The sequence below is a fragment of the Pseudomonas sp. JS425 genome (genome assembly GCF_018223845.1).
In the GTDB taxonomy this organism is placed as follows: domain Bacteria; phylum Pseudomonadota; class Gammaproteobacteria; order Pseudomonadales; family Pseudomonadaceae; genus Aquipseudomonas; species Aquipseudomonas asiatica.
The window spans coordinates 829,056-841,519 of record NZ_CP073661.1 but is presented as its reverse complement, the minus strand read 5'-3'; the positions used below and the strand labels follow the sequence as shown (position 1 = coordinate 841,519).

Sequence of the window (12,464 nt, the reverse complement as noted above, 5' to 3'; positions counted from 1 at the left end):
GGCGATGGGGCGCACAGCGCCCCAAAAAACGGACCTGCGAGTCAACTCCAGTTCCCGCCCAGCCCAGAAACGGCGCGGGATGCAACGTGAAGCCCATTGGTCCGCGACTTGATGCCACTTCATATGCCAGCCGCGGATCAATCGGTTAGAATGCCCCCCCAATTCACCCCGATCCTTGAGGACCGCCATGTTCAGCCGTGATTTGACCATTGCCAAGTACGACGCCGAGCTCTTCGAAGCCATGCAGCAAGAAGCTCTGCGCCAGGAAGAGCATATCGAGCTGATCGCTTCGGAAAACTACACCAGCCCGGCAGTCATGGAGGCCCAGGGCTCGGTCCTGACCAACAAGTACGCCGAAGGCTACCCAGGCAAGCGCTACTACGGTGGTTGCGAGTACGTCGACGTCGTCGAGCAGCTGGCCATCGACCGTGCCAAGGAACTGTTCGGCGCCGACTACGCCAACGTCCAGCCGCACGCCGGCTCCCAGGCCAACGCCGCCGTCTACCTGGCCCTGCTGTCGGCCGGTGACACCATCCTGGGCATGAGCCTGGCCCACGGTGGCCACCTGACCCACGGTGCTTCGGTAAGCTCCTCGGGCAAGCTGTACAACGCCATCCAGTACGGCATCGACAGCAACGGCCTGATCGACTATGACGAAGTCGAGCGCCTGGCTGTCGAGCACAAGCCGAAGATGATCGTTGCCGGCTTCTCGGCCTACTCGCAGGTTCTGGACTTCGCCCGCTTCCGCGCCATCGCCGACAAGGTCGGTGCCTACCTGTTCGTCGACATGGCCCACGTTGCCGGCCTGGTTGCCGCTGGCGTGTACCCGAACCCAGTTCCGTTCGCCGACGTGGTCACCACCACCACCCACAAGACCCTGCGCGGCCCGCGCGGCGGCCTGATCCTCGCTCGCAAGAACGAAGAGATCGAGAAGAAGCTGAACTCCGCCGTCTTCCCTGGCGCCCAGGGTGGCCCGCTGGAGCACGTCATTGCTGCCAAGGCCATCTGCTTCAAGGAAGCCCTGCAGCCTGAGTTCAAGGCTTACCAGCAGCAGGTCGTGAAGAACGCCCAGGCCATGGCCAGCGTGTTCATCGAGCGTGGTTTCGACGTGGTTTCCGGTGGCACCCAGAACCACCTGTTCCTGCTGTCGCTGATCAAGCAGGAAATCTCCGGCAAGGATGCTGACGCCGCCCTGGGCAAAGCCTTCATCACCGTCAACAAGAACTCGGTACCGAACGACCCACGTTCCCCGTTCGTCACCTCGGGCCTGCGTTTCGGCACCCCAGCCGTTACCACCCGTGGTTTCAAGGAAGCCGAGTGCCGCGAGCTGGCTGGCTGGATCTGCGACATCCTGGCTGACCTGAACAACGAAGCGGTGATCGACGCCGTGCGTGAGAAGGTCAAGGCCATCTGCAAGAAGCTGCCGGTTTACGGCAACTGATTGGCGATTGCCTGACAGGAAAAAGCCCGGCCTAGTGCCGGGCTTTTTCGTTTTCAGGTGGCGAATCCTGTGGAAGCGGGCGTGCCCGCGAAGAAGACGACTCGGTGGATGGCACCGGCCTGCGCCGGTATTCGCGGGCACGCCCGCTCCCACAGGCTATGATTGCGTTCCTCCCTTCAAGCACAGGCCCTACCTTGACCAGAGAGCAACTTGAAACCCACCAGGTCCCGATCTATTTCGTCGCCGTGCTCGCCGCCGTCACGTTCGGCCTGCTGACCAGCGACACTGCACAGCTCCTGGAGGCGCTGGTCACCCCCGCCATCGCCGTGCTGATGTACGCGATGTTCCTGCAGATCCCCTTCCTCGACTTGCGCCAGGGTCTGGGCAACCGCCGTTTCACTTCCGCCCTGCTGCTGGCCAACTTCGTCCTCGTGCCGCTACTGGGATGGGCCATCACCCGCGGGCTGGTCGAGCGCCCGGCGATCCTCATCGGCGCGCTGCTGGTGTTGCTGACACCGTGCATCGATTACGTGGTGGTTTTCACCCACATCGGCAAAGGCGACTCCCGCCTGACCCTGGCCGCCACCCCTGTGCTGCTGTTGGTACAACTGGCAATGCTGCCGCTCTACCTGGCCCTGATGCTGGGTGACAACAGCAGCGTGGCCATTTCCATCACCCCGTTCGTGGAAGCCTTCGTGCTACTGATCGTGCTGCCGATGGTCCTCGCCGTACTCACCAGCGCCGGCGCCCGTCGCTCGCGCACGGTCTCGGCCTGGAACGATGCCTGGGCGTGGATGCCGGTACCGGCCATGGCCTTGGTGCTGGTGGTAGTGATCGCCTCGCAGATTGCCGTGGTGCTGCGTGATTTCGACCGCTTGCTGCCGGTGATTCCGGTGTACATCGGCTTCATGCTGCTGGCGCCAGTGCTCGGGTTCGTTGCGGCGCGCTTGCTGCGCTTGCCGGTGACCGAGGCACGCTCGGTAACCTTCAGCGCCGCCACGCGCAATTCGCTGGTAGTGCTGCCGCTGGCGCTGGCGTTGCCGGAAGACATGCGCGGTTTGGCGGCGGCAGCTGTGATTACGCAGACATTGGTGGAACTGCTAGGCGAACTGGTCTACGTAAAGGCGATACCCCGGTTTGTGCGCTGACCCGGGGCGTCAGACGCTTTGGGTCAGGAGCGCTCAGGGCACACGGCAAACACCTGTACCTCGACCAGGTAACCCTCTCCCAAGTCTGCGCCTACGCAAGCCCGTACTGGTTTCGGACAACCCTGCAACCAGGCGTCGTACACCTCATTGACCAGGTCGAAGTGGCTGTAGTCGGCAATCCATAACTGAACCCGGGTCAAATGTTCCTTGCCGACGTTGGCCTCAGCCATCAGCCCATCGATCGTACTCAACGCCTGGCGCAACTGCCCCTGCACATCCTGCTGCAGGTCGTCCGCGACCACGCCAGCCGTTTCGAACAGGCCCCTGTAGCTCACCGCCAGCGACATCCGTTCGCCTTGTCCATACCGTTCGATCATCAAGATTCCTCCTATTAGCCCATCTGGTTGAGGCAGACGACTTTGGGCTGGGTCATGTCCTCGTAGGCGAACCGCACCCCCTCGCGCCCAAGGCTCCCATATTTGGAGCCACCGAATGGCATGGCATCGAAGCGGTAGTCGGACGAGTCGTTGATCATCACGCCACCCGCCTCGATACGCCGCGCCAGGCTCAATGCCAAGGACAGATCGCGGGTAAACACACCGGCGTGCAAGCTGTACTCCGGGGCGTTGGCCAATGCAATCGCCTGCTCGATATCCTCGAAAGGCGCCAGCATCACCACCGGTGCGAATACCTCTTCACGCCACAGCCGGCTGGCGTGGTCAACACCCTCCAGCACCGTCGGCGAATAGGTCGCCCCCTGGCGCTTGTGGCCACAGAGCAGGCGAGCGCCGCCTTGAAGGGCCTGGTTCACGCGCTCTTCAATCTGCCGGGCCGAGCCTTCGGTGATCATCGGCCCCATGTCGGTTTCGCGCAGGCCAGGATCACCCACCACCATCGCCTGGGTCAAGGCAACGAAGCGCTGGCGGAACGCCTCATAGATCGAAGCGTCCACCAGGATGCGCTGGGTGCCGATGCAGTTCTGCCCGGCCGCCCAGAATGCGCCTGACACACAAGACTCGACAGTGGCCTCGAGGTCGCAGTCCTTCAGTACCAGCACCGGGGCGTTGCCACCCAGGTCCATGGCCAGTTTTTTCAGGCCCGCCCCCCGGGCAATCTGTTCGCCCGTGGCGAAGCCGCCTGTGAAGGAAATCATCCGCACTTCACGCACAGCCACCAGGGCCTTGCCCAGTTCGGCACCGCCAGTGGCCACGGTGACGACGGCCTCTGGCAGCCCCGCGTCGACCAGGTACTGCACCAGCTTCAAGGCAGAAAGCGGGGCCAGCTCCGAGGGTTTGAGAATGACCGCATTGCCCCCGGCAATCGCTGGCCCCAACTTGTGCGCCACCAGGTTGAGCGGGTCGTTGTACGGCGTGATGGCCAGGATCAGCCCCAGCGGCTCGCGTGTGAACCAGCCCTGACGCGATTCGGAGCCTTCGTAGGCATCGAACGGCACCACCTCGCCGGCATTGCGCCGCGCTTCCTCGGCAGACAGCTTGAGCGTGTTGATGCAGCGTTTCACCTCCTTCTCGGCCTGACGCAGGGTCTTGCCCGCTTCGTCGACAATCAGGCCGGCAAAATCGGCTGCATCGCGCTCTATCAGCCGGGCCGCCTGCTCCAGGATGCTCGCGCGACGGTGCCGAGGCAGCGCAGCACTTTCGTGCACGCCCTGCCGAGCACGCACGAGCAGACCTGGCACGGCATCGGCAGCAAGGTTGGCGACGCTGCCGACCAGGTTACCGTCGAACGGGCTGTAGACATCGATCAAGGCGGGTTGCTGGACGGCTACCCGGGACACGGAAGTCAGGCTCATGAAGGTTGCTCCTCAGGCCGAGCGGCCAGCAGTGTGGATGGCGACGATATCCGACAACAGGGCGAATGCCGTTTCGACACGCCCCGCACCCGGGCCGGACACGGTTACAGCGCCCAGCAATTCGGTGTTGAACGCAACCGCATTGGTGGCACCGGAAATACCCGCCAGAGGGTGGTTGCCGGGCAACAGGCGCGCTTCGACGCTGGCACGCACCGAACCATCGGTTTCACGGCTGGCACTGCCGATCAGTTTCCAGCGCTGGCCCGCCGCCTGCGCTTGCTGGATAGCAGCGCTATCGAGGCTGCTGATCCCGCTGCAGGTCACATCACTCACCTGCAAGCAAGCGCCGAGCAGCTCGTTGGCAAGGATCACCACTTTCAGGCGTACGTCATACCCCTCCACATCGGCGCTCGGGTCCGCCTCGGCATAGCCAAGTGCTTGCGCCTGGGCCACTGCATCGGCAAAACCGAGCCCCTCTTCCATACGCGTCAGCACATAGTTGGAGGTGCCGTTGAGGATGCCCTCGAACCCCACCAGGCCTGCGCCGGCCAACGTCTGGCGCGCCATGCGCAGCACCGGCGTACCACTCATGACCGCGCCTTCGTACTCGAACGACACACCATTGGCCTTGGCCAGGGCCTTCAGCGCCGCAGCATGCAATGCGATCGGCCCCTTGTTGGTAGTGACCACGTGCTTGCCAGCTTCCAGCGCCCAACGGCAGAAGGTTGCCGCCGGTTCACCGTCCTTGGGGTTGGTGAATGTGGCCTCGGCGATGATGTCGGCGCCAGACTGCTTGATCACCGATTCGTTGAACGCTTCAGCCGAACCTTGCGGGATCTGCGCCAGCGCCCCCTTCTGAGCAGGCAGAGCAGCCAGCGTGGCCGCATCCAGGCCGTTGCGGTCGATTGCCGACCCCAGGAACAGGTCGGTGACGCCAACGATCTTCAGGCCAAAGCCCAGCTCTTGCTGCCAGCGCGCATTGCGTTCGGCGATCAGTTGGGCCAGGGCACGGTTCACACCGCCAAAGCCAACAAGTGCAATTTTGTATTCGGTCATGGTTCGCTGTCCTTTCCAGACGGTTGGTCGATGGGGACAAGCGTAAGAGCCGTGCAATGCCAGTTGAATATGGCAATCCGCTGTATTTACTGGCCAATCTGACCAGTAGCCGATGCACGCCTGAGCGCCGCCGGAATGCAAAACGCCGCCAGGGCGCAAACCCGGGCGGCGTTGTTGTAGCAATGGTTGCCAAAAGGCAAACGCGCGTCTCAGATCACCGAGGCCAGGACGAACGATGTCACGGTGTTCTCGACCCCTGGCATGGCGGCAATCTCCTTCCATACATGGTGCACCCGTTCCGGGCTGGAAGCCTCGACGCGCAGCAGCAGGTCGAATTCGCCGCTGAGCACTTCACACTGGATCACCTCGGGGATCTGGCGCAACGCATCGAGCACAGCCTCTCCGCGCATGCGGTCGTAGCGGTAGACGAAGATGACCGCGTTGATCAGCGAGGTCGGTCGTCGCCCCTCACCGATACGCAGGGTATAGCCCTGGATGGCCCCGTCACGCTCCAGGCGCTCGATGCGCTGGCGTACCGCATTACGCGACAGGTTCACCTTGAGCCCCAGTTCGGCATGGGCAATGCGTGCATTGGCGGTGAGTTCGGCGAGAATTCGCTCGTCCAGGGGGTCGAGGATGCGCTTCATCGTCCTGCCTGCAACCGGGCCAATATCTCATGAACCCCCGCCAGGTCCTCTGGCGCCAGCAGCGGCCCACTGCCCGCGCTGCCAACACCACAGGCCGGCACCTCGCCATGCCAGGCCCCAAGCTCCGCCAGCAACCCGGCAGACTTTTCCGGGGCAAACTGCCCCAGCGTGACGATCGGCGCACCAATGTTGCGCCGGTGCAGGCGCCCGGCGAATGCCCCGGTGGCAGCGTGTGGGTCTACTGCGCAGCCGGTTTCCTGGAACAGCGTGACGATTTCTTCGCGAATCAGCGCGTCATCCACGGCGTAGGAGTCGAACAGCATGCGCGCGTGCAGCCACTGGCGGTTGCCGATGCTCAACTCGCCACAATCCTCGAAATGCTCCATCAGTGCCCGGGTCGCCCCACCATCGCGGTCATACAGCTCCCAGACGAAACGTTCCAGGTTGGAGAACAGCGAAAAGTCCATGACCGGCGACAAGGTCTGGCTGGTGGAACCACGGCTGTAGCGATTGCAGTGGATGAACCGGTGCAAGGCATCGTTGCGGTTGGTGGAAACAATGATCTGGTTGATTGGCAGGCCCATTTTCTGGGCAATGAACCCCGCGTAGATCTCGGCAAAACTGGCCGTGGGGATGCTGAAACCCACCGGCCGAATCCCACCACCCAGCTGAAGCGCCGCGTGGAAATAGAACACGATCTGCGCCAGCACGCCGACCCAGTTGGTCGAGTTGAAGCTCACGGGAATCAGCCCGGGGCACGGCCATGCACGCAGCAGCGTCGACACCAGTGACTGGCAGTCATCGAAGCTGCCGTCCACGGCCACGCAGCTCACGCTTTCGGAAGCGGCACTGCGCATCACCGCCGCCCGGTCGGCCGGTGTCCCGGCACTGGGGTAAAGCGCCAGCAAGCGTGCCGTAGGGCAATGCCGCAAGGCTTCGATAGCGGCCACCGCCGTATCGCCGTTGCTGGCACCGACCAGCATGACCCGTTCGCAATCGGGGCCCAGGAAATGGCGGATGAGCCGCGCCTGCAACTGCGCGGCGAAATCCTTGGAGGAACGGGTAGGCCCGTGAAACAGCTGCAGGATCCATTCGTTATGGCCAATCTGCTGCAACGGTGCGATGCCACGGTGCTTGAAGCCGCGGTAGCTGTCGCTTACCAGCGCTCTCAGGGTCGGCTCATCGAGCGTGTCGCCGACAAACGGCGCCATTACCCGCCAGGCCAGTTCGTCGAACGGCAACCACGACCAACTGGCAATATCCTGCTGACTGAACGTCGGCACCGCAGTCGGCACGTACAGCCCGCCATCGTCGGCCAGCCCGGAAAGCAGCGCCGTGCGGAAATCAACCCGTGTCTCGTTGCCGCGCGTGGATGTGTACTGCATCGGTGCTCCAGGTAAATATTTGATTAACGGTGGGCCATCGCCACCAACCAGTGGCTGAACGCTTGGGCATCCGTGGACAACGCCTCACCCAGGCCACGTACCAGGTAAAACGACTCGCTCGCCTCGATGCGCTGCGCAAAAGGCGCCACCAGCCGCCCCTCCTGCAGCAAGTCCTCGACCAGCGACGAGCGCGCCAGTGCCACCCCAAGCCCCAGTTCCGCCATGCGCAAGGTCGCCACCAAAGTGTCGAACTGCAGGCCGCTGGAAGAATCGACCTGATCGGCGCCTACCCGCTCCAGCCAATAACCCCACCCCTCCTCGTAACCCAGCACGTGCAGCAAAGGGACGCGGGCCAGGTCGCGCGGCTCGCGTAGCGGGGAGCCGGCAATCAGCGCAGGCGAGCAGACTGGCACCAGCAGGTCGCGGGTCAGGCGCTGCGCCTCCACGCCAGCCCACTGGCCGCTGCCCCAGCGGATTTCCAGGTCATCCTCTGCATCCAGTTCCTTGACCCACAGGTTGCTGATGTAGCGGATGTCCACCTGTGGGTGCGAACGGCGAAAATCGGCCAGGCGGGGCGCCAGCCAGAAATGCAGGAACGACAGGCTGCCGCGCACTTTCAGGGGCCGACGCTGGCGTTGCCCGAAAATTTCATTGGTGCCTACCGCCAGGCGGCTTATCGCATCCTGCACCACCGGCAGGTAGGACTGGCCTTCTTCGGTCAACCCCAGCCCCCGGGGCAGGCGCTTGAACAGCGCCACCCCCAACTGGCTCTCCAGGTGGCGGATCTGCTGGCTCACGGCCCCTTGGGTGAGGTGCAGTTCCTCGGCTGCATGGGTGAAGTTCAGGTAACGCGCCGACACTTCGAAGGCTCTGAGCCAGTTCAAGGGGGGCAGGGTTTTCTGGGTCATCGGCGGTTTCTCGTGGCAACGTTCCGGTGCCCTAGTATCACCCTGCTCTGGCGGCCTCGGAACCTGTTGCCAAGGCTTCCGGTTGCAGCGGGCGACGGTCGCGGTACTTGCGGGTCAGCCAGTAGGCCAGGTAACACCAGGCGATAAATGGAAGACCAAAGTACAGGGCCACGCGCTGGGCCGGGTCGAAGGCAATGCCGACGCAGGCCAGCACGCAGCAGAAGATGGCCGCCAGCGGCACGAACGGGTAGCCGCGCACGCGGAACTTGAGGTCTTCGAGCTTGCCGCCATTGGCGATGTAATGGCGACGGAATGCCATCTGGCTGGCCGCGATGCTGATCCACACCACCACCACCGCCAACCCGGAAATGGACACCAGCGCCAGGTAGATGGTGTCGGGGGCAAACACACTGCTCAGCAGCGATGCCATGCCACCGGCCATGCTCAGGACGATGGCATTGAACGGCGTGCCACGACGCGACAGCGCCGCGTACCGGCGGGGCATGTTGCCTTGGTCGCTGAGGGTCCACAGCATGCGCGCCGCAGCATAGAGCCCGGAATTGGCTGCCGACAGCAACGCAGTGATGATGACGAAGTTCATGATGTCTGCGGCATAGGGGATACCGATCATGGCAAACACCATCACGAACGGGCTTTCAACCAACCCTGCCTGTTCACGTGGCAACAAGGTTGCCAGCACGAAGATGGTACCGACGAAGAACAGTGCCAGGCGCAGGACCGTGGTACGGATGGCCTTGGGTACGTTCTTTTCCGGGTCGCGGGTTTCGCCGGCGGCGATGCCGATCAACTCGGTACCCGAGAACGCGAAGGCCACCGCCAGCAGGGTCATGGCGATCGACCAGAAGCCCGTAGGGAACAGCCCCTCGCGGGTGAAGTTGCCCAGCCCGACACTGTGCGCCTGGGTAATTTCGAAAACGCCCAGGATCGCGCCGCCGCCCACCACCAGGAAGGCAATCACCGCCAGCACCTTGATCAGTGACAACCAGAATTCGGTTTCGGCAAACGACCGCACCGAAATGATATTGCTGATGAACACCGCAAACCCGAACAGCGCACTCCATATCCACACCGGCGTATCGGGGAACCAGCGCACCATCAGGATACCGGCGGCGGTGAATTCCGAGCCGATGGCCACGGTCCAGGTCAGCCAGTACATCCAGGCCACCATGTAGCCTGTACCCGGCCCGAGGTAGCGCGTGGCGTAACTGCTGAACGAGCCGACTTCCGGCATGTGTACCGCCAGTTCGCCCAGGCACATCATCACCAGGTAGACCATGATCGCGCCGAGGATATAGGCGATGACCGCCCCCAGCGGGCCCGCCTGGTTGACGGTGTAGCCCGACGTCAGGAACAGGCCGGTACCGATGACACCGCCCAGCGCCAGCATGACGATATGGCGGGTTTGCATATCCTGCTTGAAGCTATGCGCCGAAGCATTTCTCGTTGTCGTTGTCTGCAGGGACATTGTGGTTTACTCATGAAAGTTGGCGGGCAAGGACGTTGCAACGACCTCGTCTTGGCAGAGCGAAGCGAATTGCCTTGCATATTGTTTTTGTTCGACTTCATGAAGTGGCACCCACCGCAAGGAGCGGGTGCTACACGCTTGCCTCAGGCCTGTACTTCGGCCAGGCAGGTGTCTTCGTCACCGTGCAATTCCTTTGCTGCGGCCAACTCCTGGCGCACCGATGCACAGGCCTGTGCCAGGTCTGCCAGCAGGTCCTCGGTGTCCTCGATGCCCACCGAAATGCGCACCAGTCCTTCGGAAATGCCCAGGGCCAGCCGTTCTTCGAGGGTGTTTTCCACATGGCTGGTGGTACGCGCCGGGCCGTAGATGGTTTCTACCGCGCCCAGGTTGCCCGCCCGATGGGCGTACTTCAGGCGCGGCAGCAGCCGCGCTACGGTGGGCATGCCACCTTTGAGCACGAAGCTGACAATGGCGCCGAAGCCACGCATCTGCGCCTTGGCGATCGCATGGCCCGGATGCTGGGGCAACCCCGGGTAGTTGACCGCTTCGACCAGCGGTTCAGTAGTCAGGTAATGCGCCAGGGCCTGGGCACTGGCCTGTTGCTGACGCAGGCGCAGGGCCAGGGTCTTGATACCGCGGATGATCAGGTAGGCGGAAAACGGGTCCAGCGCCGCACCGTTGATCTCGCGGTAGTGGCGCACCTGGGCCATCAACGACTCGGCACCGCACACCACCCCGCCCAGTACATCACCGTGCCCGGACAGGAATTTGGTGGCACTGTGCACCACCACATCCACGCCCAAGGCCAGCGGGTTCTGGTTCAGCGGGGTGGCGAAGGTGTTGTCGGCCACCACCACGGCGCCAGCCTTCCGGGCGGCAGCGCTCAGGCGCTGGATGTCCAGTACCTTGAGGGTGGGGTTGGTAGGGGTTTCCAGATACAGCAGGTCGCAACCCGCGGCGATCTCGCGCTCCAGCGCTTCGGTGTCGAGGGTGTCACACAGGCAGACCTGCACGCCCATGCGCGGCAGGAACTCTTCGAAGATCTTGTTGGTACCGCCGTAACTGTCGCGGGTCGATACCACACGCTTGCCGCTTGAGAGGAAGGTATGCAGCACGGCACTGATGGCAGCCATGCCGCTGCTGAATGCCACCGCCGACTCGGACTGTTCCAGCTCGCAGAGCTTGGCTTCCAGGGTAGCGACTGTCGGGTTGCTCATGCGGCTGTAGATGTAGCCGGGCAGCTTGCCCTGCGCCACGTCGTACCAGGCATCGATGTCGTTGTAGCCGTAGGCGGCACTGACCACGATCGGGGTCTGGGTAGCGTTGTACGGATGCTGAACCTGCTCCCCGCTCCACACCACACGCGTACCGATACCGGCCGCTGCATTGCCCTCGAATTTCTCGTTCTTGTTCATATCCGGTTCCCGCACCGCTGAGTTGTGTACACCGATTCGGCATCGGCTTTCAGCGGACTATAGGGGCATGGCGGGGGGACTGAAAAACGATGGAATCCGGGTCTGAGTAACGTTTTTTTTAATGGCTGGGGCCGAGCGGGTGCGGAAGCCGCCCTGCCCCTTCAAGGCTTTACGCCAGGTTGCGTTTCAGCTCGGCGATATGCTCCGGGCCAATGCCACAGCAGCCACCGATCATGCTGGCACCCCGTTCACGCCAATCGTTGGCCCATGCCAGGTAACCCGGCGGGTCAAGGTCTTCGCGCAGCTCATCCAGGCCGTCGTTGGCGGTGGCTTCCTTCGGCTGTGGCGGGAAGGCGTTGGCATAGGCGCCGATGGCGATGTCGGCGTTGTGTCGCTCGATTACCGAGCGCGCTACATCCAGTGCAGCGCCAATGACCTCGGGCTGGCTGCAGTTGAACAGCACGGCCGCCGCGCCCAGGCCGACCACGGCTTCGATGGCATCGGCCACTGGCTCGCCGGAGCGCAGGCGTGGCACCTCGTCGACCTCTTCGTCCTGCAGGGTGAACGACACCCAGAACGGCCTGCCGTCTGCCGGCAATTGGCTGTGAATGGCTCGCACCTCGGCAACCGAGCTCTGGGTTTCGGCCAGCCACAAGTCAACATGCGGGGCCAGGCCCTGCAGCAACGGGGCCAGCACCTCCTCGACGCGCTCGGGCTGGAACAGGTCCGGGCGATAGGAGCCGAACAGCGGCGGCAGCGAGCCCGCCACCTTGACCGGGTGTGCTGCGGTATCGGCGGCATGCCGCGCCAGCTGGCCTGCGATATTGGCCAGTTGTCGCCCTTCCTCTGCAAAACGCTCTTCGCCGATGTGGAACGGCACCACCGCATAGCTGTTGCTGGTAATGACCTGGGCACCGGCAGCGATGAACGCTGCGTGCACACCAACCACCGCTTCCGGCGCCTCGCTCAGCGCCAGCGCCGACCACTCGGGCTGACGAAACGGCGCCCCACTGCGCTGCAGCTCACGGCCCATGCCACCGTCGAGAATTACCATCGCTCGCTGTTTCATATAACTACTCTAAAGGTGCTTATGAATAAAATTCATTATGTAGGTGACATTTATAACTATTAAATACCGCTTCCTATAATTGGCCAACATTTCAGGTAT

General features: G+C 63.1%; 11 protein-coding genes. 2 read left to right on the top strand and 9 right to left on the bottom strand.

Translation table 11 applies throughout. The features are described from left to right. Positions 1-187 precede the first annotated feature (187 nt). Entirely contained in the window at positions 188-1,441 is a 1,254-nt protein-coding gene (gene glyA, locus KDB76_RS03810; protein ID WP_003256308.1) for a serine hydroxymethyltransferase, read from the top strand. 194 nt (positions 1,442-1,635) lie between these two features. Further along, the gene (locus tag KDB76_RS03805) at positions 1,636-2,589 is read left to right on the top strand and encodes an arsenic resistance protein (protein WP_023663594.1); all 954 of its coding nucleotides are present in this window, start codon (positions 1,636-1,638) and stop codon (positions 2,587-2,589) included. Between the two features lie 23 nt (positions 2,590-2,612). On the opposite strand, the gene KDB76_RS03800 is transcribed toward KDB76_RS03805, so the two are convergent. The 9 genes from KDB76_RS03800 to KDB76_RS03760 form a co-directional block, all read right to left on the bottom strand. Next, on the bottom strand, positions 2,613-2,936 hold the full coding sequence (locus tag KDB76_RS03800) for a RidA family protein (RefSeq protein ID WP_049866930.1): 324 nt from the start codon (positions 2,934-2,936) through the stop codon (positions 2,613-2,615). A 44-nt stretch (positions 2,937-2,980) separates the two neighbouring features. Next, a complete protein-coding gene (locus KDB76_RS03795) occupies positions 2,981-4,399 on the bottom strand; it encodes an aldehyde dehydrogenase family protein (RefSeq protein ID WP_013970807.1) in 1,419 nt (472 codons plus the stop codon). 12 nt (positions 4,400-4,411) lie between these two features. Beyond that, positions 4,412-5,455 carry a homoserine dehydrogenase gene (locus tag KDB76_RS03790; protein ID WP_013970806.1) on the bottom strand — a complete coding sequence of 348 codons (1,044 nt, stop codon included), beginning with the start codon at positions 5,453-5,455 and terminating at the stop codon, positions 4,412-4,414. 209 nt (positions 5,456-5,664) lie between these two features. After that, the gene (locus KDB76_RS03785) at positions 5,665-6,102 is read right to left on the bottom strand and encodes an Lrp/AsnC family transcriptional regulator (protein WP_013970805.1); all 438 of its coding nucleotides are present in this window, start codon (positions 6,100-6,102) and stop codon (positions 5,665-5,667) included. Continuing rightward, positions 6,099-7,487: a threonine synthase gene (locus tag KDB76_RS03780; protein WP_013970804.1), complete on the bottom strand. Its 1,389-nt coding sequence runs from the start codon at positions 7,485-7,487 to the stop codon at positions 6,099-6,101. The genes KDB76_RS03785 and KDB76_RS03780 overlap by 4 nt, the downstream gene beginning before the upstream one ends. A gap of 23 nt (positions 7,488-7,510) precedes the next feature. Beyond that, positions 7,511-8,395, bottom strand: a complete 885-nt coding sequence (locus KDB76_RS03775; RefSeq protein WP_013970803.1) for a LysR substrate-binding domain-containing protein — start codon at positions 8,393-8,395, stop codon at positions 7,511-7,513. 37 nt (positions 8,396-8,432) lie between these two features. Continuing rightward, positions 8,433-9,824, bottom strand: a complete 1,392-nt coding sequence (locus KDB76_RS03770; RefSeq protein ID WP_003256305.1) for an amino acid permease — start codon at positions 9,822-9,824, stop codon at positions 8,433-8,435. 200 nt (positions 9,825-10,024) lie between these two features. Next, positions 10,025-11,296 (bottom strand): cystathionine gamma-synthase family protein, encoded by a 1,272-nt coding sequence (locus tag KDB76_RS03765; RefSeq protein ID WP_038408664.1) that lies wholly within the window; start codon positions 11,294-11,296, stop codon positions 10,025-10,027. Between the two features lie 169 nt (positions 11,297-11,465). Next, the gene (locus KDB76_RS03760; RefSeq protein WP_200873969.1) at positions 11,466-12,350 is read right to left on the bottom strand and encodes a homocysteine S-methyltransferase family protein; all 885 of its coding nucleotides are present in this window, start codon (positions 12,348-12,350) and stop codon (positions 11,466-11,468) included. Positions 12,351-12,464 lie beyond the last annotated feature (114 nt).

Excerpts from the sequence above, each read along its gene's own strand:
- glyA (WP_003256308.1), top strand. The coding sequence starts at position 188 with ATGTTCAGCCGTGATTTGACCATTGCCAAGTACGACGCCGAGCTCTTC.
- KDB76_RS03780 (WP_013970804.1), bottom strand. The coding sequence starts at position 7,487 with ATGCAGTACACATCCACGCGCGGCAACGAGACACGGGTTGATTTCCGC.
- KDB76_RS03760 (WP_200873969.1), bottom strand. The coding sequence starts at position 12,350 with ATGGTAATTCTCGACGGTGGCATGGGCCGTGAGCTGCAGCGCAGTGGG.
- KDB76_RS03770 (WP_003256305.1), bottom strand. The coding sequence starts at position 9,824 with ATGCAAACCCGCCATATCGTCATGCTGGCGCTGGGCGGTGTCATCGGT.
- KDB76_RS03790 (WP_013970806.1), bottom strand. The coding sequence starts at position 5,455 with ATGACCGAATACAAAATTGCACTTGTTGGCTTTGGCGGTGTGAACCGT.
- KDB76_RS03795 (WP_013970807.1), bottom strand. The coding sequence starts at position 4,399 with ATGAGCCTGACTTCCGTGTCCCGGGTAGCCGTCCAGCAACCCGCCTTG.
- KDB76_RS03800 (WP_049866930.1), bottom strand. The coding sequence starts at position 2,936 with ATGTCGCTGGCGGTGAGCTACAGGGGCCTGTTCGAAACGGCTGGCGTG.
- KDB76_RS03775 (WP_013970803.1), bottom strand. The coding sequence starts at position 8,395 with ATGACCCAGAAAACCCTGCCCCCCTTGAACTGGCTCAGAGCCTTCGAA.
- KDB76_RS03785 (WP_013970805.1), bottom strand. The coding sequence starts at position 6,102 with ATGAAGCGCATCCTCGACCCCCTGGACGAGCGAATTCTCGCCGAACTC.
- KDB76_RS03765 (WP_038408664.1), bottom strand. The coding sequence starts at position 11,296 with ATGAACAAGAACGAGAAATTCGAGGGCAATGCAGCGGCCGGTATCGGT.